This is a genomic window from uncultured Bacteroides sp. (assembly GCF_947632445.1).
In the GTDB taxonomy this organism is placed as follows: domain Bacteria; phylum Bacteroidota; class Bacteroidia; order Bacteroidales; family Bacteroidaceae; genus Bacteroides.
Genome location: NZ_CANRPM010000008.1, coordinates 30,857 through 53,233 on the forward strand (window position 1 = coordinate 30,857; position 22,377 = coordinate 53,233).

General features: G+C 49.7%; 15 protein-coding genes and 2 tRNA genes. 6 read left to right on the top strand and 11 right to left on the bottom strand.

The genetic code is table 11. The features are described from left to right. The first annotated feature begins 24 nt into the window (after nt 1-24). Nucleotides 25-1,353, top strand: a complete 1,329-nt coding sequence (locus tag Q0Z70_RS03055; RefSeq protein ID WP_298072538.1) for a TolC family protein — start codon at nt 25-27, stop codon at nt 1,351-1,353. A gap of 46 nt (nt 1,354-1,399) precedes the next feature. On the opposite strand, the gene Q0Z70_RS03060 is transcribed toward Q0Z70_RS03055, so the two are convergent. Then, the gene (locus tag Q0Z70_RS03060) at nt 1,400-2,236 is read right to left on the bottom strand and encodes a S1-like domain-containing RNA-binding protein (RefSeq protein ID WP_298072540.1); all 837 of its coding nucleotides are present in this window, start codon (nt 2,234-2,236) and stop codon (nt 1,400-1,402) included. 158 nt (nt 2,237-2,394) lie between these two features. Between Q0Z70_RS03060 and Q0Z70_RS03065 the strand changes: the two genes are divergently transcribed. The 5 genes from Q0Z70_RS03065 (at nt 2,395) to Q0Z70_RS03085 (ending at nt 4,173) form a co-directional block, all read left to right on the top strand. Next, the gene (locus tag Q0Z70_RS03065; RefSeq protein ID WP_298072542.1) at nt 2,395-3,396 is read left to right on the top strand and encodes a malate dehydrogenase; all 1,002 of its coding nucleotides are present in this window, start codon (nt 2,395-2,397) and stop codon (nt 3,394-3,396) included. A 152-nt stretch (nt 3,397-3,548) separates the two neighbouring features. Next, nucleotides 3,549-3,621: transfer RNA gene (locus Q0Z70_RS03070), tRNA-Phe, on the top strand. A gap of 16 nt (nt 3,622-3,637) precedes the next feature. After that, nucleotides 3,638-3,772, top strand: a complete 135-nt coding sequence (locus tag Q0Z70_RS03075) for a hypothetical protein (RefSeq protein WP_298072544.1) — start codon at nt 3,638-3,640, stop codon at nt 3,770-3,772. A 12-nt stretch (nt 3,773-3,784) separates the two neighbouring features. Further along, nucleotides 3,785-3,955: a hypothetical protein gene (locus Q0Z70_RS03080; protein WP_298072546.1), complete on the top strand. Its 171-nt coding sequence runs from the start codon at nt 3,785-3,787 to the stop codon at nt 3,953-3,955. Nucleotides 3,956-4,100: 145 nt separating this feature from the next. After that, nucleotides 4,101-4,173 (top strand) — tRNA-Pro (locus tag Q0Z70_RS03085). A gap of 222 nt (nt 4,174-4,395) precedes the next feature. On the opposite strand, the gene Q0Z70_RS03090 is transcribed toward Q0Z70_RS03085, so the two are convergent. The 10 genes from Q0Z70_RS03090 to Q0Z70_RS03135 form a co-directional block, all read right to left on the bottom strand. Then, nucleotides 4,396-5,673, bottom strand: a complete 1,278-nt coding sequence (locus Q0Z70_RS03090; RefSeq protein WP_298072548.1) for a DUF1735 domain-containing protein — start codon at nt 5,671-5,673, stop codon at nt 4,396-4,398. A gap of 14 nt (nt 5,674-5,687) precedes the next feature. Next, the gene (locus tag Q0Z70_RS03095; RefSeq protein WP_298072550.1) at nt 5,688-7,673 is read right to left on the bottom strand and encodes a RagB/SusD family nutrient uptake outer membrane protein; all 1,986 of its coding nucleotides are present in this window, start codon (nt 7,671-7,673) and stop codon (nt 5,688-5,690) included. Between the two features lie 25 nt (nt 7,674-7,698). Then, the gene (locus Q0Z70_RS03100; protein ID WP_298072552.1) at nt 7,699-10,851 is read right to left on the bottom strand and encodes a TonB-dependent receptor; all 3,153 of its coding nucleotides are present in this window, start codon (nt 10,849-10,851) and stop codon (nt 7,699-7,701) included. 321 nt (nt 10,852-11,172) lie between these two features. Beyond that, nucleotides 11,173-13,317, bottom strand: coding sequence for a hypothetical protein (locus Q0Z70_RS03105; protein WP_298072554.1), 2,145 nt, complete (start codon nt 13,315-13,317; stop codon nt 11,173-11,175). A gap of 185 nt (nt 13,318-13,502) precedes the next feature. After that, nucleotides 13,503-14,657, bottom strand: a complete 1,155-nt coding sequence (gene fucO, locus Q0Z70_RS03110; RefSeq protein ID WP_298072556.1) for a lactaldehyde reductase — start codon at nt 14,655-14,657, stop codon at nt 13,503-13,505. 9 nt (nt 14,658-14,666) lie between these two features. Continuing rightward, nucleotides 14,667-15,476, bottom strand: a complete 810-nt coding sequence (rhaD, locus tag Q0Z70_RS03115) for a rhamnulose-1-phosphate aldolase (protein WP_298072558.1) — start codon at nt 15,474-15,476, stop codon at nt 14,667-14,669. Nucleotides 15,477-15,509: 33 nt separating this feature from the next. After that, on the bottom strand, nt 15,510-16,541 hold the full coding sequence (gene rhaT, locus Q0Z70_RS03120; RefSeq protein ID WP_298072560.1) for an L-rhamnose/proton symporter RhaT: 1,032 nt from the start codon (nt 16,539-16,541) through the stop codon (nt 15,510-15,512). A 74-nt stretch (nt 16,542-16,615) separates the two neighbouring features. Continuing rightward, on the bottom strand, nt 16,616-17,869 hold the full coding sequence (locus Q0Z70_RS03125; protein WP_298072562.1) for an L-rhamnose isomerase: 1,254 nt from the start codon (nt 17,867-17,869) through the stop codon (nt 16,616-16,618). A 39-nt stretch (nt 17,870-17,908) separates the two neighbouring features. Beyond that, nucleotides 17,909-19,369, bottom strand: a complete 1,461-nt coding sequence (rhaB, locus tag Q0Z70_RS03130) for a rhamnulokinase (RefSeq protein ID WP_298072564.1) — start codon at nt 19,367-19,369, stop codon at nt 17,909-17,911. A gap of 146 nt (nt 19,370-19,515) precedes the next feature. Next, the gene (locus Q0Z70_RS03135) at nt 19,516-22,275 is read right to left on the bottom strand and encodes a glycosyl hydrolase (protein WP_298072566.1); all 2,760 of its coding nucleotides are present in this window, start codon (nt 22,273-22,275) and stop codon (nt 19,516-19,518) included. Nucleotides 22,276-22,377: the final 102 nt, after the last annotated feature.

The following is a 22,377-nucleotide window of genomic DNA, read 5'->3' on the forward strand; positions in this document are numbered from 1 at the left end:
CCCCTAACCTCTATTTGCACAAATATGAACAGACTATCCGCCATAGCCGCACTGGCCTGCCTCGCCGCAAGCCTTCAGGCACAAGAAACGTGGTCGTTGCGCCGGTGCATCGACTATGCCATCGAACACAACATCGACATCCGCCAGGCCGCCAATACGGCCGAACAGAGCGCCGTCGAAGTGAATACTGCCAAGTGGGCCCGCCTGCCCAACCTAAATGGAGGAGCCGGCCAGAGCTGGAACTGGGGACGTACCCAGACCGCCGTGCCCGACGAAACTACGGGCGACTACTCCACCGTCTACGTCAACACGGCCAGCAACGGGACTAACATGCAGCTCTCCACCAGCATTCCCCTCTTTACCGGCCTCGAACTGCCCAACCAATATGCCTTAGCCAAGCTGAACTTGAAAGCCGCCACCGCCGACCTCGAAAAGGCTAAGGAAGACATTTCCATCAACATTGCTTCGGCCTACCTACAGGTTCTCTTCAACCAGGAACTTCATGAGGTAGCCTTGGGCCAGGTGGAATTGAGCCTCCAGCAATGCAAGCGCATCGAAGGCCTGGCCGGCGTGGGCAAAGCGTCCAATGCCGAAGTGGCCGATGCCAAAGCCCGTGTGGCACAAGACCGGATGACTGCCGTACAGACCGAAAACGACTATCGCCTCGCCCTGCTCACCCTAAGCCAGCTTATTGAGCTCGACTCGCCCGAGGACTTCGTGCTGGAGTCGCCCTCTACGGCCATCACGCCGTCGCCCATCCCATCACCCGACGACATCTACCAGACAGCCCTCACCGGCAAGGCCTCCATCCGCGCCGCCCAATATCGCCTGGAAGGCAGCAGACACAGTGTGCGTATCGCCCAGAGCGGTTTCTATCCCCAACTGAGTCTCAACGGAAGTCTGGGTACAAACTACTACTCCACCATCAACCGTACCTTCCACCAGCAGATGGGAGACAATTTCAGCAAATACTTGGGATTAAGCCTTAACATACCTCTCTTCAACCGCTTGGCCACCCGCAACCGCGTGCGTACCGCCCGCCTCCAACAAGAAAGCTATGCCCTCCAGTTGGACAACGCCAAGAAGACGCTCTACAAGGAAATCCAGCAGGCCTGGTATAACGCTACCGCTGCCGAGAGTAAATACGCCAGCAGCCACACGGCCGCCCTTGCCAGCGAAGAGTCTTTCCGCCTGATGACACAAAAGTACGAAAACGGAAAAGCCAATGCCGTAGAGTTCAACGAAGCCAAGCAGAACCTGATGAAGGCGCAAAGCGACGAATTGCAGGCCAAGTACGACTACCTGTTCCGCACCAAGATACTGGATTTCTACAAAGGAGTTCCTATCGAATAAGAAAACAGGCACCCGCCAAAAGAGCCCGTCACTCCACTGAACCCATTTACCGAACCAGTGTGATGCCCTTGTCGTCCGGTACTACTAAGCGTTTCTTATACAGGTCGCCTACGGCTTTCTTGAACACTTTCTTGCTTACGCCGAAGAGAGCATAGATTTCTTCGGCCGGACTCTTGTCATTGAGCGCCGTATGCCCGCCGTTACGGCGAATGTGTTCCAGCAGGACGGAAGCGAAGTCTTCCACGCCCGCCCGGCCCGTCTTTTGCAATGTGAGATCTATCTTGCCGTCCTCGCGCACCTGCTTCACATAAGCCTTCAGCTTCATCCCCGCCTGCAAGGGCCGGAAGATTTCGCTTTCATAGAGCAGGCCGCCATACTTATTATCTATAATGGCCTTGAAGCCCAAGTCAGTCTTCTGCCACACCAGCACCTCCACTTCCCGACCGGGCTGATAGTCCGCCTTTTCCTTCGACAGGTAGCGGTCTACTTTGGCCGAAGCTACGATACGGAAGCTCTCGTCGTCTATATGCACGTGGACGATATACCTCCTGCCCACCTCCATCTTTATCTTCTGTTCCCGGAAGGGTACGAACAAATCCTTCATCAAGCCCCAGTCGAGGAAAGCGCCATATTGATTGACCCACGACACCTCCAGACAAGCAAAGTCACCCACCTGTGCATAAGGTTTCCGGGTCGTCGCCACCAACCGCTCATCCTGATCCAGATAAATGAAGACCTCCAAATCGTCCCCGGGCTTGCAACCTAAAGGGACATAGCGTGCAGGAAGCAGAATTTCGCCCTCGATGCCTCCATCGAGATACATGCCGAAATCCACTTCTTTCACTACGCGCAACGTATTGTATTTCCCTAAATTAATTTCCATAAAATGCCTTTTGTGACAAAGGTAAGGATAAGCTGTAACATTTCCGTCCAAAAGATAACTTTTTATATGAACAACTTAGGAGAAAAGCGTTATATTTGCAACTGGAATTAAAAAGAGTACTTAATTTATCCACTTATTCACCTTTTATGAACAAAATTATGGAATTTCTTACCAATGAGAAATTGACAATCGTCGGCGCAGCCGGTATGATTGGTTCTAACATGGCCCAGACAGCCATCATGATGCGTCTTACTCCCAACATCTGTCTGTACGATCCGTATGCCTCCGGTTTGGAAGGAGTGGCAGAAGAAATGTTCCATTGCGGTTTCGAAGGCCTGAACCTGACCTTCACTTCTGACATCAAGGAAGCGCTGACAGGCGCCAAATATGTAGTATCTTCAGGAGGAGCTGCCCGTAAAGCCGGCATGACCCGTGAAGACTTGCTGAAAGGAAATGCCGCCATTGCCGAGGAATTCGGCAAGAACATAAAGGCATACTGCCCCGACGTAAAGCATGTAGTGATAATCTTTAACCCCGCTGACATCACCGGGCTGATTACTCTGCTTTACTCCGGCCTGAAGCCCTCGCAGGTTACCACATTGGCCGCCTTGGACAGTACCCGCCTGCGCAGCGAACTGGCCAAGCACTTCCACCTGTCCCCGGACAAGATTGAAAACTGCCGCACGTATGGCGGTCACGGCGAACAGATGGCCGTCTACGCTTCTACCGCTACAGTGGATGGCAAACCGTTACCCGAACTCATCGGTACGCCCGAACTCACGAAGGAACAATGGGACGAAATCCGGTCGAAAGTAATCAAGGGAGGTGCCAATATCATCGCCCTACGCGGCCGTTCCTCTTTCCAGAGTCCGGCATACGTTTCTATTGAAATGATTGCCGCCGCCATGGGTGGGAAACCGTTCCGCTGGCCGGCAGGTACCTATGTATATAGTCATGGCTTCGACCATATTATGATGGCTATGGAAACCGAAATCACCGGAAACGGCGTCCACTACAAAGAGCTGAACGGTGCGCCCGAAGAAGAGGCCGCGTTGCAGGAAAGCTACAAACACCTATGCACCCTGCGCGACGAGGTAATCGAAATGGGAGTCCTGCCCGCCATCAAAGACTGGCACAGCATCAACCCGAACATTGATTGACATTCCCTTCTTTTCCACGAGGTTGTATCAGAATAAAGAAGATAGGCTCTTCTTTTTGATGCAGCCTCTTTTTTTATTTATTTTTCCGGGAAAAGGTTTGCATTATCAGAAAAAAGGATTACCTTTGCACGCGCAATCAAGCAAAAGCACATGGTGTCATAGCTCAGTTGGTAGAGCAAAGGACTGAAAATCCTTGTGTCCCCGGTTCGATTCCTGGTGACACCACGAAGAATTAAACAAGATGAAAGCCTCTGAATTCGTTGAATTTCAGAGGCTTTCTTTTCGTTTCAACTATGCAAAACAGGCAAACTCATTGATTTTCAAATCGGGCGGGGTTCTTTTCAAAACAACAACAGGCAGCGATAGCTGGCAATGAATCGGCAATGGAATGTCTATTCCCTTCCGCTGCCATGCAGCACTTCCTGAAGTCCCGACGCAGTGCTGCGTGAGGGTGTCACGCCGTGCTGTATGGGGAGGTGACGAAGCACTTCGTCAGAGGGTCAGCCAGTACGGCGTCAGGCCGGAAGGACTTGCCCGTGAAGAAAAATGGAAGAAATAAAACAAAGTATCAGAAACCAATTTTTATGATGTATTAATCAAAGCGTTAATTTCTCTTTATTAATAACATTAAAAAGCCTGCGATACTTGCGGGCAAGCCTATTTATGCTTACCTTTGCACCGCTGAAATGTATAGATGCACGCATCGGAATGTAGCGCAGTTGGTAGCGCACTACGTTCGGGACGTAGGGGTCGGGCGTTCGAGTCGCCTCATTCCGACAGAAGAGAAGACGGTTAAGAAGCCATTCTTAGCCGTCTTCTTTTTTTGTGTGAAGACCGAAAGAAGAGGCTTCCGCGCAAAACCGCTGGCAGGGAAAAGGAAATGAACAAACGGACAAAAAAAGGGGGAAAGCCCACCGCACGTCGAACGGACGGTGAAACTTTCCCCTTGGTATCAGAGATTTTAATTTAAGGTTCAAAGGATCGTGTCGTCATACGCATTTAGTTCACTACACGCATCCAGAATTCGCTCCATACAAAGAAGTGTGAATTTGCATATCGTTGATCGTAATTCTCGAAACGGAGTACCTTGACAGGTTTTTCCAATTTCAATGTAGGAGACTCGAAGATGCCGGCCGGAATATTCCAAGGCAGCTCCTCGTATGGGAAGAAGCGGATCTGTTCCAGGTCGTTCTCGCTGCTTCCGCCATAGAGCATCAACTCACAAATAGCCGCATTGGCATTGGGAACTCGGTTCTGGTATCCGAAACTGAAGGTTTGCACGGCCTCGGGCAGGGTCACTTGTACATAGTGCATATCCGATATATCCACGGACCAGGCAGAATGGAAGTATGAATTGGGGTCGTTGTCCAATAAGTTCGCAAGCGAACCTTCGCTCGGCTCCTGCGCATTAGTAGATAACATGCTCACCGCCAGCGGGTATCTTTCCAGAGCCGCGGAAACCGTATGTCCGTCTTCCTGCATTTCGAACTCAATTCCTTCTATACCCTCTAATCTCAAGGCAATATCTCCTATTGCCTCACTGGAGAACGGAGGAACATTCACCGTCAACGTACCATTGTCGCCCGAAGTGAATGTGACGTTGCCATCGTTGGCTAATGTGACTCCCGGAAGGGTGGTTTCCTCCGCGTCTAACGCCACTTTAACAGTGAAATCCCATTGGTTTTCGATCTGAAGGTTCAGGGGAATGTCTATCGTTCCGCCTTCCCTGGGCAATTCAAAGGATGTACTTCCTGCAAATGAGACCTTGGGAGTTACCACACCGGTCATTTTGTACAGCAGTTCGCATTTCGTGGAGAGCACGGAATCCGTCTCGCTGGACAGCAAAATGGGAATTACATAGTTCCCCGGCTCGGCTTCTACCAGGCTGGCAGCCTTTTCAAAGTTGACAATCACCTTGGCAGTCTTCCAACCGTCGGTGCTGCCATAGTCCATCGTGCCACCCGTAATGGTGAAGCAATCGTCCGGCAAGCGTTTGTATCTCTTTCCGGTCAGCTGTATGTACCTTTCAAAATAAGCCTCGCTCATGGCGGCCAACGTTGCATGCGCTTCGCTGGTGGGTACGCTTCCGGTCTTCATGGCGGTCACATCAAATTCCGTATCGCTTCCCGTGCGGTACAACACCACTTCCTGTTCCCCTTCTTCTTTAAGGGAAAGAATCGTGTTGTACTCTTGCGGAATAAGATCGTCATAGTTATCGCATCCTGTCTGCATCAGAGAGAATGCGCAAATTCCTAAGATATAAATTGACTTTTTCATATAAAATTCTACTATTAATATTCAGGGGCTTGTACCATCTGAGGATTCTTATACACTTCGTTGTAAAATACCGGATTCAAATACATTCGGTTGCTCCATACGTATGGAGAAGGAACTGGTATATCCTGGTAGAAGGTGTCGCGAGGCGGATTCGTGACAGAAGCGGCATTCAGTCCGCGACGCACGCCTTCACCGAAGTACTTGGCTCCTAAAGCCCAGCGTCGTACATCGTAGAAACGGTGTCCTTCACCCCACAATTCGATAAAGCGCTCGTTGCGAACCCACTCCATAATCGGCATGTCCGAAGTCACGTCTCCGGTCGTCAACTCAGGCACGTCAGCACGCCGGCGGATACGGTTCAGGTAATTCAACGCGTTCGCCACATCCCCTTTGGCGGCATAACATTCTGCAATATTCAGGTAAAGTTCGGCCAAACGGATCTGGATGCTCGGAGCATCATCGCCCCACGTGCCCGAACCCGAAGTGTTGAACTCTATGGACGGGCTGATGAACTTCTGGGTCAGGTAACCGGTAACAGAATGGTCACGGTTGAAGCTCGTAGGGTCATAGCCGTGAATGGCTCCATTACGCATATCCAGATTAAGCGGTTTTCCGTCCATAAGCTTGGGAGCAAATTCTCCTCCGTCAAAGGCTATCCATGCGTAAAAACGGGGTTCGCGGCCCACGTGCAGATTTGCGATGTTAACCGTTACGGATTGATTTTCAGCGTTTGTAAATGTATGTCTTATTCCTGACTCTTTCAGCCAGTCGGCTTGCGGCGTGTACTCAGGGTCGCGGGCAGGCAGCTTGCCGTTCTTGGTATAGAAAGCCTCCACGGAGTTCAGTGTCGGGGCTACACCGCTGTAACCGCTCCACCAACTGCCTCCCGTGTACCGGATTATACGCAACGGCAAACGGGCGTAAGAGCCATTCATGTCATGATTCCAGTTGCCCCAGATGATTTCCTTGTTTCCGTCTACAGAACGGGTTGCCACGACGTAACGCATCTTCATCACGGTCTTCAGGAATTTTTCCTTCGCTGCTTCGTCCGTGATGTCACCGTCGGTCACGCCCGGAACGTAGGGAAGGGGAAGCTGTTTGGTCGCATAGAAATCTTCATTGTCATAGAGTTCGTATCCTGCGCTTTCCGCCAAGGAAATGGCTTCCTGGCATGCCTTCAATGCACGGTCCCATTTGGAGGCATCGTAGGTATGGCTCACCAATTCGTAGCCATAGCCCGGAGTCTCGAAATTCTTGTTCGTCCACTGCGGATAAGGGAACTCTCCGTTCCACAACGGCGAGGCTGCATACAGTAACAACCGGGCTTTGATACATTTGGTAATCACCTTGGTCATGCGTCCCCATTCATCGGACTTCTCACGGACGGTGGGCAGGTCTTGCTCGGCCTCGTCCAGCTGGTTTGCAATCCAGTCTACACAATAATCAAAGTGGTAGCGTCCTCTGTATTCCGACTGAGGAGCATCCATCGCTATGTAATAGTCCGTAATGGGGATGGGGCCGTAACGGCGCAAGGTGCAGAAATGGTAGTAGGCAATCAGCGCCTTGGCCTCCGCCTTCCATATTGTTACAGTCTCAGGGGCTACTAAGTTCGGATCCATTTTCTCAATCTCCTGCAGGAATAGCAGGCACTGACCGACATACTGATACGTAGTACCCCAAATCCAGTTCTGGTTCATCGCGGTGGCGGTATTGAAAGCATACTCGTCCCACATTCCGTCGGCACTCCATGAATAGGGCAACACTGTTTCGTCCGTAGAAGATATTACTTCATTCAGATAGTTGGTCCATGTGGGATCGGTGGCGGTTATGCCCCTATAGCATGAGTACAGAAAGCCCAATGCACGATCCTCCGTAGAAGTAGCGTGTTGCAGGTTGGCCTGCTCGGGAGGAACTACATCCAGATAGTCACAAGATGTGCAGAGACATACGGCAACAACGGCCGCTGTTCCCCATTTTTTAATATAATCTAAATATTTCATGATCTTATTTCTGTTTTTAGATTGGTTAAAAGTTCAATTGGAATCCGACATTGAATGTACGCTGCAACGGGTAGCTGTTCCAGCCGCTAAGTTCAGGATCCCACTGGTCAAACGGGCTGAATGTAAGCAGATTGGCTGCGCTTACATAAACACGTCCGTAGGGGAAACGGTATCCCACCTCCAGATTTTTCAACCTCATGAAAGAGCCGTTTCTCATCCAGTAGGTGCTGGCTACACGGTTGTTCGCGATGTCGGTAGTGAGCAGACCTAACCTCGGATAGGCGGCATCGAAGTTTTGTTTCTCTTCGGAAAAGTAGTTTTCGGCTATGTAGTCGATCACATTGCGGTTTCCGACTCCGATACCTTGGCAGAAGGGATCCATGCCTTGCGTCATGATGGTACGCATTCCTGAACCATTGAAGAAGATACCGAAATCGAACTTCTTGTAATTTACGGTCGCACCGAAGCCATACTGAATGCGGGGAGTGGTATTGTATTTGGAAATCATACACTGGTCCGTATCGCTGATGATACCGTCACCGTTGATATCGCGGTATTTGATGTCACCCACACGCGGTGTGGAACCCAAATTCTGCTGCGGGCTGTTGTCAATTTCCTCCTGGCTTCTGAACAGGCCGTCGGCAATGTAGCCTTTGGTATATCCGTAAGGCTTGCCTACTGCCATCTGCCATACGGAAGGATAGTTAGGCTCGTCCTGATAGATAATCTTGTTCGCATTGTAGGTGAAGTTAGCCATCACACTGACGTTGAGATCCTTGTTGATGTTCTTGTTATAGTTCAGGCTGAACTCCACACCTTCATTGTTCATCTTTCCCACGTTACTCCATGGCTTGGCTTCGTGGTAAGCCAAGGACTGCGGCCATGCCTCACGATGCAGGAAGATATCGAAGCGTTTGTCCTTGAAATAGTCAAAGGTCAGAGTCCAGTCGTCAAACAAGGTCATATCGAATCCGATGTCCAACTTCTTCACCTTCTCCCATCCCAAGCCTTTCTGGGCATAGTAGGTCAACATCGGGCCTCCCTTAGTACTGGTACCACCGGTTTCACCGAAAGTATATTGCAGATAATTCAATTGGTTGTTCGCGATCTTGTCGATGTAAAGGTAGTGGCTGCCGCCCGGTGCCGCCAAATCGTCGCTACCAACCAATCCGTAGGATCCTCTCAGCTTAAAGTGGCTGATGACGCGCGTCATAGGCTCGAAGAATTTCTCATTGCTTACCACCCAGCCTAATGAAACGGCGGGGAAGAAGCCAAATCGGTCTGACTTGGCCAAACGTTCGGTACCGTTGTAACCAAAGTTGAATTCAGCCAGATATTTATGATCATAGTCCCATGTGACACGTCCCGACACACCCTGGTTACGATTGGGCAAAGCCGCACCGTCGCCTCGATACTCTCTTTGTTTGTAGAGCAGCATGGCGGTGATATTGTGCAAATCAATCTGGGTCGAGTAGTTCAACGCACCTTGCAATTCAAACGTTTGGTCCATGGACTTCGCCACATCACTCTGACTGATGAATTCGGTACCGTTGGTGTTCAGCAGCTCCAACTCGTAAGTCGTGTTGGGGTCGTCAGGATCATAGCTTCCTGCCACCATGCCGTAAAAATGCGGATTGATACTGCGGCTAAAATACGACGATGCCCAGTTCTTGAAGTTAATCCATCCGTTGAACTTCAGCCCCTTGACGATGAAGTCCAGATCCTGATCAATCTTCAATACCGTATTCAGGGTATTCTGATTTTGTTCAAAGAAGGAAGTCAACATCTGTGAATAGGGGTTCGGATACAGGGTTGTTCCCGATATGTAGGCATTACCGAACATGATATGTTCTACGCCTTCCTGCTGCGGATAGGTCACGGGGAACAGGATGGGCGTCGTGGTCAGGATATTCTGGAACAGGCTGGTAGAAGATACATTCGGGCTTTTTGTCTTCCTGATCTGAGCGTTCATGTTCAACTGGATGGTGGTGGTGGGCGTCAGCTTGTAGGTAATGTTGTTCTGGAACGTGTAGTTCATGACATTGATGTTGTTGTTCCAGGAATATACCTTCTTGGTATTGAGCAAACCGTCTTCGTGCGACGCTTCCAAACTCATGTAGTACTTGGCTTTGGTACCACCGCCGGACACATTGATGTTGGCACGCTGGCGCATGGCCATGTCCTTGAAGATCACCTCGCTCCAGTCCACATTGGGATAAAGCAGCGGATTGAAACCGCTCGCCGTGCGCTCAATGTCTTCCTGCGTATAGCGGGGACTGCCTCCACGAGCAACAGAAGCCTCGTTATATAACTGCATATAGCGGGGGCCGTCTACAAATTCGGGGAAGTTGTTAAGGTAATTGAAGGAGTTCTCCGCCGTCACATTGATCTTTGCCTTGCTGTTGTATTCACCTGTCTTGGTGGTCACAATCATTACACCGTTGGCACCTCGGCTACCGTAGATGGCCGTAGCGGAAGCATCTTTCAGAATGGAGAAGCTCTCGATGTTTTCGGCCGGCACAAAGTTAAGGTCGGAAGCCGAAATCTCCACTTCGTCCAAAAGGATAAGAGGCGTGGCACGTCCTCCAAACGTACCGATACCACGAATGTAGAATTCGGATCCTGAACCGGGCTCACCACTGGTCTGCTTGGCAACCACACCGGCGATACGTCCGGCAAACGAGTTGGAGAGTGCGGTGGAAGGAACCTTCAAGGCGGCGCCCTTCACGCTGGTGATAGCACCCGTCACACTCACTTTTTTCTGGGTACCTGCACCTACCACAACGACTTCTTCCAGCGTCTCGCTGTCTTCCTCCATAGTCACCTTCAAGGCTTTCGTGGAGTTATCAAAGGGAATTTCCTGCGTTTTCATTCCGATATAGGAAATGCTCAGAATTCCCTTATTACTTCCTACATTGATGGAGAACTTTCCGTCAACATCGGTAATGGTTCCCAGCGTAGAGCCTTTCTGCTGTACAGTGGCACCGATAATGGGTTCGCCTGCGCTATCCACAACCGTACCGGTAAGAGTCTTGACTTTTTGCTGGACTTCCTGCGTTGAGTCTTCCGCCCTTACCTGCACAGGAACCGTGAGGGGAGCAACGAGGGTGAAAGACAAGAATGCCGCCAGTGCTTTGCACGTAAAACGACATTGTGTACAAACATTCCTTAGTTTCATGTTAAAATGTTGCATTGATTAAACAAAGGTTAATTAACTATCGCTTGCCAACTTTATTTCAATTTAAAGCAGGGGCATCCATCTATTTCATAAAAGAAATCCGCTTGTCGTCCTTCAGCCTGTTCCTAAAATTCTCTCCCCACAAGATGGAAAACTTTAAAAACGATGTTGTGAATTTCTTTAATTTAATATACTTTTGTCCCTTTTTAAATCTATTGGCATGCAAATAAACAAATATTTCGTCAATTACGCATGCTTATCTTTACAACATTAACACTATTTAACTACAAAAGAGCCTTACTCTTTTTTATATCGCTTCCTTCAAGGCATGGGTTTCAATCCTTCCCAACGCACATCCCACGCTCCGTCTTTAGGGAAACCGGGATTAGCCACCCCGCATCCGTCCCATCCGGCACACATCATGGCTATGGCCGTCAAGAGGCCGCCGTTACCGGGCAGGTAGCAACGCAGACGTCCATCCTGATAGTTGTGTCCGTTCGGCAAGTAGGTATTGGTGCGTTTCTCCATCAGCAAGGCGCCTACAGCCTTCTCAGGTTCGCCCATGCGGGCGGCATTCATGGCGGTCATCGGATAATCCCATCCCCAGGTCTTTCCCCAATTCCAGTTGTCCCACACCCAATGGAGCGTGTTTTTCATGTAGTCTTCCCGAATCAAAGCATTCATCGGCAGGATTCCTACGGCTCCCAACACGGCCATGTGGTCGCTCGTGAAACGTATATCCTTATAGGTATCCACCGCATCCTCCGAAGCCAGATACAAGCCTTCTTCATTGTAGGCCAGCGGAGAGAGTTTATCTATCAGTTCGTCCCATGCCAGATTGCGCTGCATGCCGGCCCGTTCGCGCCACGTCTGCGCCACCTGCATGGCATAGTGCCAGTAGGAAAGCTCGAAAGGCGGGTTGACGGTCGTAGCGGCACGAAGGGTTTCCTGGGCAGGAATGCATCCTTTCAAAAGGAAACGGACCCCCATTTCGTCATACGTAGCAAACGAATACATAAAAGCTGCCGTCTCCTGCACCAACCGATTATAGCGGCGGATGACTTCTTCAGAAGGATGGGCCCGATAAACCAATTCGGCCAAATAAATGAAATGAGGTTGCTGCCATATCAGGAAAGAACCTACATTCGAAGGGGCTTCCATTCCGTCGGGATCCGTCATCTTCATCCAACGCACACCTTCGAAACCCTGACGACGGGCAATCTCACGGGCAACGGGCTCTACAGTTTCATACCAATCCAACGTGCGCTCCAACAAATCCGCATGCCCCCACAAAGCAAGCCAGGACTGATGCCACCAGATCATCTCCAGATGGAATTTCCCGAACCACGAATTATAGGTCAAACCCGTTTCCTGCGGCGGAAAGCTGCCGGCCGACTGAATGGCCAAAAGGTATTGGGACAGCACCACACGACGCTCCAATTCCTTGGCTCCCGGAGCGGTACACCGGGAAAAATCGACGGCGGCACCGTCTGTCCAAAACTTCTTCCAATGGGCGGCACTTGCGAGAGACGTCTCTTCAAAAGTCGGCAACGCTTCCAACACAGGCCTCTCGGAGTCTTCTTTGAGCATAGTTGCAGGAAACACGGAGGTAAAACGGCAGGAGAAAGCCAGCGTGTCGGCTTCGGGTATCAATACGAAATAGTTCCTTGCCTTCTCCGACAAGCGGGCTTTTCCCTCCCACGAAAGGGCCACGTAGTAAGACGTTTCGTCCAGCGTTCGCTTCAAAACCGCACATTGGGCATTCCGGCTTACGACTTCCGTTGTATGTTTGACGTCAGCCGTCCAATCGCAGGCATCGTCCGAATGCCGTCCGGTGGGATACGGAAAACGAAGATTGACACCCGAATGAGCGGTGTCTGCAATCCTTGCCGAAATCATATCCAAAGTGGGATGGCACACGGTCTGTACCTCGTAGTCGATGCAGTTCAGGGTAAAACGGCTGCTTATCGTCCCCTTCCACATGTCGAGGCTTTGCTGCACATTGGCCAAATCTTCCACCTTCACACTATCGCCCAACTCTAAGCCTACGACGCCTAAATGCAGACGATGCGGATTTATCCGCAGCCAGTCGGAGGCATCCTGCCGGCGGCCGGGTTCCTTGAACTGGCAGGCATACAGCTCCTTGTGCCCCCGACCGAAATCAAACTCTTTCCACACATCTTCCGGCCGATAGTTTTGGGGATTGGGAAAGCGATGCCATCCCCACTGGCTTTGCGTCCCCAAAGGCACACCTTCGGAATAACGTTCAGGAAAAGTCTGCAACCCCGTCACGTCTACCGTAAAAGCAAACTCCCCATTTCCTACGGACAATGAGGCCAATGAATCGAATGCAGAGACCTGCGGATTGTTTCGTGTCACCAAGGCCTCGCGGTCGATAGGCTCCTGCTTTTCGACACCGCAAGCCGCCAATGCGCATATTAGAATTGAATAAAAAAACTTTTTCATTGTATAAATCTGAATAATAAATGATACTTATAACACCTTTAAAGCATAGAGATACGGACAGGAAAACATCCTTTTCCCTGAAAAAGAAAAGGCCGTACTCCCTATCTCTACAACATTGCCAAGAAGGAAGTACAGCCATTGCATCGCTCCAATACCCCTGAAATGGAGGCAACGCATGCTAATTATTAATAAGCCTGATGATAAAGAGCTTCAATATCTTCGACGGAAGTAGGACGAGGATTGCCGCCCGTACAAACATCGTTGAAGGCGTCGATAGCCAGCTGATGAAGGTCTTCCTCGCGAACTCCAATCTCGTGCAACTTCTGAGGAATGCCGATGCTCAACGACAACCGGCGAACGGCATCCACAGCCGCACGCACCCCTTCAGCCTCGCTCATACCTTCCGTATCGACCCCCATGGCCTTGGCTATCTGACAATACTTGGGAGCTGCCGGAGAATTGGCGTTATACTCCATGACATAGGGGAGCAGGAGGGCATTGGCCACACCGTGCGGCGTATCATAGTGGGCACCCAACGGGTGGGCCATCGAGTGTACGATGCCCAATCCTACGTTGCTGAAGCCCATACCGGCGATGTACTGGGCCTGCGACATGGCCTCGCGGGCAACGGTATCGTTTCCGTTGTCAACGGCAGCCTTCAGGTTGGCCGCAATCATTTCGATGGCTTTCAGTTCGAACATGTCGGACATTACCCAAGCACCCGGAGTGATGAAACTTTCAATCGCATGGGTCAGGGCATCCATACCCGTAGCGGCGGTCAGGCCTTTCGGCATGGAGTACATCAGTTCGGGGTCGACGATGGCTACTGAAGGAATGTCGTTCGGATCGACACAAACCATCTTCTTCCTGGCATCTTCGTCGATGATGACGTAGTTGATAGTCACCTCGGCCGCCGTACCGGCGGTGGTAGGCAGGGCAAAGGTAGGCACTGCCTTCCGACGGGTGTCGGCCACGCCTTCCAACGACTTCACATCGGCAAAATCAGGATTGTTCACCACGATACCGATTCCTTTGGCCGTGTCGATGGAAGAGCCGCCTCCCAAAGCCACGATGAAATCGGCTCCCGATACTTTGAAAGCCTCTACGCCATGCTGTACGTTGGCAATGGTCGGGTTAGCCTTCACGTCGCTGAACAATTCATAAGGGATTTTATTCTTTTCGAACACTTCGATCACCTTGTCGGCTACATGGAAACGGATCAGATCCTTATCGGTTACGAAGAAGGCTTTCTTGAAACCTCTGCGGGAAGCCTCAACGGCAATGTTCTCACGACATCCTGCACCGAAATAAGATGTCTCGTTCAATATCATTCTATACATACACGTAATTTATTTAGGTAAGTTAAACGCTACAGACATCTCCTTCATCTGCTCCCGGCTCATGCCGTCGGGCTCGAAGCCCATGTTCTTGGCGGCGATGTATATCAGGGCGGATTTGTTCAGCACATCGACTTGGTCGAAAGCGGCCATGACGTCGACATCGACCGCAAACACGCCGTGTTTCTCCCACATAACCACGTCGTAGTCATCCAATTCGCGGATCGTTGCTTCGGCCAATTCTACCGAGCTGGGCAATTTGTAAGGGATGATGCCCAAACCACGCGGACAGAAAGCCTTTGTTTCAGGGATCATGCTCCACAACAAATTGCTGGCAACGTCTTTCTCCAAGAACTTCTTGTTGTGCGACATGGCCACCAGCTCAATGGGATGTGTATGGACAGATGCCTTATAGGGAACCCCTTTTGAAATCAGATAATTGTGCACGCTCAAATGAGAGGGCAGTTCGGAAGTGGGCATCACGGGGTTGTCCGCAATGATTACATAGCTGGCGCAATCATCGAGGATGCGGATGATGGATCCGTTTTCCATCGGTCGACGGGCCAAATCACGCATACGCTTCTGGGTACCCTTGCAATAGAAATAGCATCCTTTCAGGTGAGGGAGCACGGTTCCAATCTGTTTTACTTCGCTAATGGCAGGCATCGCCTTGATGGCGTCGTCCACATGTTCGGTCACATTCACTGTAATGTTACCGCCATTACGTTCGGCCCAACCTTTTTGCCACAAATAGCCAGCCACTTCGGCGACCTTGTCTACTTCGGCTGCCAGAGCCGGACGATTGTTTAAAATTGATTTCATAAATACTTTTTCTAAATTACATTTTACACTAAATCAAGACTGCGCCATAGCCACTACTATAATGGAAGCGACCAATACGACCAAGCCTATGACGAGCACCGATATGGTACGCGCCCCGCATCCTTTCCATTCTTTCAACAAGATACCCCATACGTTACTGAATGTGACGTTCAACGACATCAGGATACTCCATGAGAAAGCAAGCAGGACAGGACTTTCGGTCAGGAAACTCTTTCCCATCTCCAAGCCGAAGAATTGCGAATACCACAAAACACCTGCCAAGGCGCAGAACAACAGGTTGTTTACAAAGGTACTGCTCCCCACTGAAAAATAGTCCTTGCCGGTCTTGTTCTTTCTATTTTGCTGAATACAATAAGCAGCATTGGTGCAGAAGCCTCCCAAAGTCACCAGGAAAATGACAGGCAAGCCTGCATACAAAGGCTCTACTCCACCAGCCAAAGCCGCTTCTTTGATAGGCGTACCAGCATCGAGGCCCAAGGCAAAACAAGCGCTCATCACGCCGGCCAGCAAGGCTACCAGCAGGCCTTTAGTCAATGCAAAATCCTTGACCGCAGCCTTCTTCTCTTCTTCCGTCATGTTTTTCGAACGGAGGCTGCCTGCATAGCCGATAGTGGCAATGCCTGCCAGCGTGATGCACACCCCAATAAGCAGCATCAGACCATCGCCATGCAGAAAGTCTTTCCCGGCAAACAGGGCAGGAAACAATGTGCCAAAAGCCGCACAGGTGCCCAATGAAATGCTTTGTCCCAAAGCGACACCTAAGTAACGCATGCTCAATCCAAACGTCAATCCGCCCACGCCCCAAAGTATTCCATAGACAATGGCCGGGAGTGCACCACCCGAACTCCACAATTCGAACAAGTTTCCTCCGTCGGGTATGCCCAAGAAAGCCCCTAACAAGGGGAAAACCAACCAGGCAAAAACGCCCTGAACCAGCCAGAAGCTTTCCCAAGACCACTTCTTCACTTTATTGATGGGCACATACGAACTGCTCTGTCCGAAGCTGCCAATCGCTATAACCAACAATCCTATCAGTGTATTCATGCTATTTTTTCTTTTGCATACACAGCAGAAAGGGACAAGCGCCTTCCGACACTTGTCCCGTCCTACGATGTATATTAATTACGTTTGGAAGTAACCTCCGCTTCATATTTCTCAACTTCTGCGATGAACTCCTCGCCCACAGGCACATTGTTCTTCAAGCAGAACATATCCCAAACGGCATTCCAAGGCAACGATTTGGCTTCTTCCAACAAAGCCAGACGTTCAAATCCCTGGTCGTTCGCTTCATACTTGCGCAACGTATCCAGCGGTTCCAACAGTGCTTGAAGCATGCACTTTTGCGTGGCACGGCTACCGATGACATAAGCACCGATGCGGTTGATGCTTGCATCGAAGTAATCCAGACCGATGTGTACACGATTCAAAGCATTGCAGCGCACGATTTCTTTGCACAAGTCCAGCGTATCATCGTTCATAATGGTTACGTGGTCGCTGTCCCAACGTACAGGACGGCTGACGTGGAGCATCACTTCGGGGGTGAACAGAAGCAAAGAAGACAGCTTGTCGGCTACACTTTCCGTCGGATGGAAGTGGCCGGTATCCAATGTCACAATCTTGTTGTGGCTTGCTCCATAGGCCGTATAGAAGTCGCTTGAACCCACTGTATAGCTTTCCAAACCAATACCAAATACTTTAGATTCTACACAATCCTTCATATTCTTGTACTCAGTGGCAAAAATTTCATCCAAGGCATTCTTCAGGATTTCACGATATTTCATGCGGTTGACGGTGATGTCCTTGCTGCCATCGTGTACCCACAGGTTCATGATACAAGGATCGCCCTGACGCTTACCCATCTCTTCGGCAATGGCACGGCAACGCTTGGTGTGCTCAATCCAGAAGTCACGGATAGACTTGTCCGGGTTTGAGAGAGTCAAACTGCCGCTTTTCGGGTGTGAGAAGGAAGTCGAATTGAAATCGAGCTTCATATTATGCTCAGCGGCCCATTGCATCCAGCTTTCAAAATGTTTGGGCTCTACCTGATTACGATCTACAAACTGGCCGCCAAAGTCGCCATAGATTTCATGCAAATTCAAACGATGGTTACCAGGAATATAGCTGGCGGCCTTCAATACATCCTGACGCAGTTCTTCAATGTTGCGTGCTTTGCCTGGATAGTTGCCTGTAGCCTGAATACCGCCTGTCAATTCGCCCGTCGACTCGAAACCCGTTACATCGTCAGCCTGCCAGCAGTGCAGGGAGAGTTGTACCTTTTGCAAGGCTTCCATTGCCTTGTCTGTATCCATACCGATGGCCGCATAACGTTCTTTGGCCACTTCATACGCTTTTACAATCAGTTCTTCTTTCATGGTTTTTCTTCATTTATTATGTTATGGTTATGATAATGATTATCGTACAATACGTTTGAATTGGGCATAAGCTTCACTCCACACGGCAGCGTCTTGAGGCTGGAAAGTCCTTAAAGGAATGGACGCCGCTACCAGCTTGCGCATGGAAGGAATATCCTGAGCCTTGCCTGCCGAAATGGCCTGCAACATGATATTCCCGATGGCGGTAGCCTCCGACGGGCCTGCTACCACAGGAATACCTACGGCATTGGCCGTCCATTGGTTCAACAAATCGTTGCGGCTTCCTCCGCCTATCACATGCAACGTGTCTATCGGGTGGGGGAATAAGGCGCGTAAATCATCGAGAACCTGACGATAACGCAATGAAAGACTCTCGAAAATACAACGTACAATTTGTCCGCGTGCCTCAGGTACCGGCTGGCCTGTAGCCTTACAATAATCCTTAATCGCCTGTTCCATATCCGATGGATTGGCAAACGAAGCATCGTCTGGATAGATCAAGCTGCGGAAAGCTTCGCAAGCATTCGCTTCCGCTATCAGTTCGGGATAGGAAGTCTCGCCCCATTGCAGGCGGCAACGTTCGAGCAGCCACATGCCGCAAATATTCTTCAGGAAACGGATGGTACCTTCCACACCGCCTTCGTTGGTATAATTCAATGTTTCAGTTTCAGGAGTTATGATTGGAGTATCGGCCTCTATACCCATCAAAGACCAGGTACCGCTACTCAAATAAGCGAAGTGACGGCTCTGTGCGGGGACAGCGGCAACAGCAGAAGCCGTGTCATGTCCGGCTACGGCAATCACTGGAACGGCACCCAAACCTGTCATGCGCTGTACTTCAGCCGAAAGTTCGCCCACCTTTTCGCCCGGATAGACAAAGCGCCCAAAATGAGACTCCGTAAGACCTACGGCCTGCAACAATTCGCTTTCAAGTTTGCGTGTGGAGGCATTGACCAGTTGAGCGGTAGTAGCAATAGTATATTCAGTCACCATCTCACCCGTCAATAAATAACTTAAGGCATCGGGAATAAAAAGTATCTTGTCGGCAGCGGCCAATGCACTGTCATTCGCACGACGCATCGCATCCAGTTGGAAAAGTGAATTGAAGTTCATCACCTGAATGCCCGTCAATTTATAGACATGCTTCCGAGGTACGCACGAGAAGAAAGCTTCCGGTGCGCCTTCCGTATGCGGGTCGCGATAGGAATAAGGTTGGCGCAAAAGATGCCCGTCCTTACCTACACACACAAAATCAACTCCCCACGTATCAATACCGATAGAAACGATTTCCACATCTTCCTTGCGAGAAGCCAATTTCAGGCCCTCAATGATATTGCGATAGAGTTCATAAATATCCCAATAGAAATGTCCGTTTACTTCAATCAGATGGTTAGGGAAACGATTAACGTCTTCCATTTCCAAACCTTTCGAAGTGAAACTTCCCAAAATAGTACGACCGCTGGTTGCTCCCAAATCAACCGCGAAAAAGCATTGTTTCATGGTTATTAGTTATATATTTTTTATTGATGATACAAAAATAGCCATTTATCCTTCAACAAATGATATCTATTTTGACACTAAATCTGTCATATTTGACAAGCACCGTCTTTATTTCGAATGAAGGATAAACAAAACATCTACTCAATTCACTCTTCCAGATCTTTCATCGGTACCAATGAGACAGGCCCCAACAAACCGCTCGACATAGGATCCCAACCAGCATAATTGCCTTCCTTATAGCCCAATGCTGCAATGTTGATATCCTTGAAGATGCGCCATTCCACTCCCCGTTTATCCATATCGGCTATACGGTTGGCAGGCAAGTTCGTCACTTCAATTTCCAGCACATTCTCACCTGCACGCAGGTATTTGCCCACCTCACAACGGTAGGGCACAGCCCATAACACCGCCACTTCGACGCCATTGATACGAATACGGGCACTCTCGCGGACATCTCCCAACGAAAGTATCCAGCCAGCAGCTTTCTCAGGTGCATCCAGCTTGAAGCTTTTAGTATAGCAGGCAGTGCCCATCGTTGTACATGCACCTTCAAAAGCCAAGTCTGTCCAAGAACCTAACGCCACAGCATCGGGCACATCCGTTACCGCCGGCGTGCTCTGCACAAAACGGAATTTCCATTCACCATCCAAACGGACTTCATCCTGCATCGGAGTAGCATACTTCCATGCCTCCACTTGTACATCATCTTTCGTAAATGTCTTCAATATCAGCGACTCACCCGACCGTATCTGCATGAACACTTCCGTTCTTCCATCCTTTTGACGCAAGCGAGCCTTTCCCGAAGTACCATCCATCGGATTATAGATAATCGCCGACCGAGCCTCTACTGCCAAAGGCATCCAGGCTTCCGTATCCCGATCTGTCAAGGCAGCGATAAAATAATGATAGCCCTCGGCATGACTCCTGCGAATACAGCTCAATCCATATTGGGTTTTCATCAGTTCAGGAACAGCAGAGGTCTGCGCCAAAGTCTGTGCATAATCCTTGCCAAACAATATATGGGCACTACCCGCTTGCATTGATTGCATTTTCGCCCAAACGGCTTTAAATTCATCTCTGCGAGTTTCCAAATCTCCAAATCCAGGCACATCCTCAGGATATTGATCCAAGAAAACGATAGTAGCTCCTTCGCCAGCCAGCCGGCAAAGTTTCTCAAGCACATCCGCCGGCATCAGGCGAACGCCAGGTACTACTAAAGCCTTGTACTTAGCACCTCCCGACGTTTCCAATTTGCCATCACGGACACACAAGGTTCGCACAAATGCGTCCGATATATAGTCCATATCGTAGCCGGCATCATTGATGCGGTGCACTGCTTCGATAAACCAAGGAGCTCTTTCGGCCATTTTATGAATATCGAACATCAAGAGACGTCCGTTCTGTTCCTGCCACATGTCATATACAGGTAGATATACTAAGAAATCGTTGTCCGGTTTACCCATCTGCAAGAAACTCTGGCAACGTGTAATGTATTGAAAAAAAGCAGGAGCATCACGCCAGATACTATTCGTCGGACTCATGTCGACCGTCGCATAGAATTTCCATCCCGGCCAGGCGGCATCGGCAGGAGAATATGTGGTGCCATGAAAATAAGCATGATTGACACCCGAAACAAACATCAGGTCAATATCCGGTTTACACTGGGATAAAGAGGTACGAAAATGTTCCGTCAACCACGTAAATGTTTCAGAAGAAGTATAAGGCTTTCCCGCAATATGGGCCGCCGAAGAAGCATATTTCAGCATGGACAAATCCGAGTCGTTCGGACGGGTCAGCGAGTCCTTACGCAGACCTTTAATGCCAAAATCAGAAAGACCAAAACCTTCACACTCAGGAATATCAACCGTCGCATACAGATCAATCAAGTTGCCAGGAGAGCCATGTGCCTGGTTGCGCGTCTTGGCTCCATGCCGATGAGCCCACTCCGTCCATTGGTGCGTAAAGTTTTCCTGGAGCATTTCACCCAATGTTTCACGATAGTCGGAGACGATACGACGTGCCACATCCGTTCGGTCTTCCTCCGACAGAAATTCTGGCAGATGTTCTTCCAATTTATAGCCACGCCGCGACAAAAATTCGCCGAATAATCCTTTCGTCCAATCAGCTCCATAAACTTCATAAGAATCATTAAAGAAAGTATGAGGATAAAGAGTTCTCCCCTGCATATTTCCAAAAGCTTTCTCAAAACGGTCTAAATATCGTTCAACGGCTTCATGCGAAAAATGATTCATCACATATCCCTCCCCGCCAGGAGCAGCCCGTTTCACCTTTTGGAATGTTTTGCCACAAAATGCGGCAATCAGCCGCCAGTTTCCCTTAGGAGCTTTCCAATCCAACCGGCCTTCATGCACTTTATTGGTCAGATCCAGACATTTTCCATCTTCTGAAAAGGCCATCAGCCTCTCCAGAACCGCATAGGGCTTCTGCTTAGCATCCGTAATTTCCACCTTCTGCCTTAGGCGTTCGCCTTTCTTTAAATGATATTCTTCAATTAGCAAGAGGCAGGCGGCATCCTCAATAGTCACTTCCGGCCCTCCAAACGGCCAACCCGTACCCGTATTCATATCTATCTGCATGCCCAATCTAACGGCTTCACTTTCTGCGTGTCCCAACATTTCCATCCACTGAGGAGAAAGAAAAGAAATGTCGCGTGCCTCGTTCCCTTTGACACCATAAATGGGGGTTATTTCCATTGTGCCCATACCGGCGGCAGCATATTCCTCCAGATTGCGGGTAAGATTTACCTTATCGACGGCACTTCCCATCCACCACCAACGAGCACCCGGCTTAGCCTCGACCGAAATTTCCGGCCATGCGATGTCTTGAGCACCCAACAATCCACATGCACCCAAAGCCAGTACACATGTCATCAATCGTTTATTCATAATATTCACAGGTTTTGTATTGGTAAATAATTTCTGTATGGCAAAATTACGCACTTTTTTCAAAACTATCCTTTATATTTTGGCTGTAATCTTATTGATTTT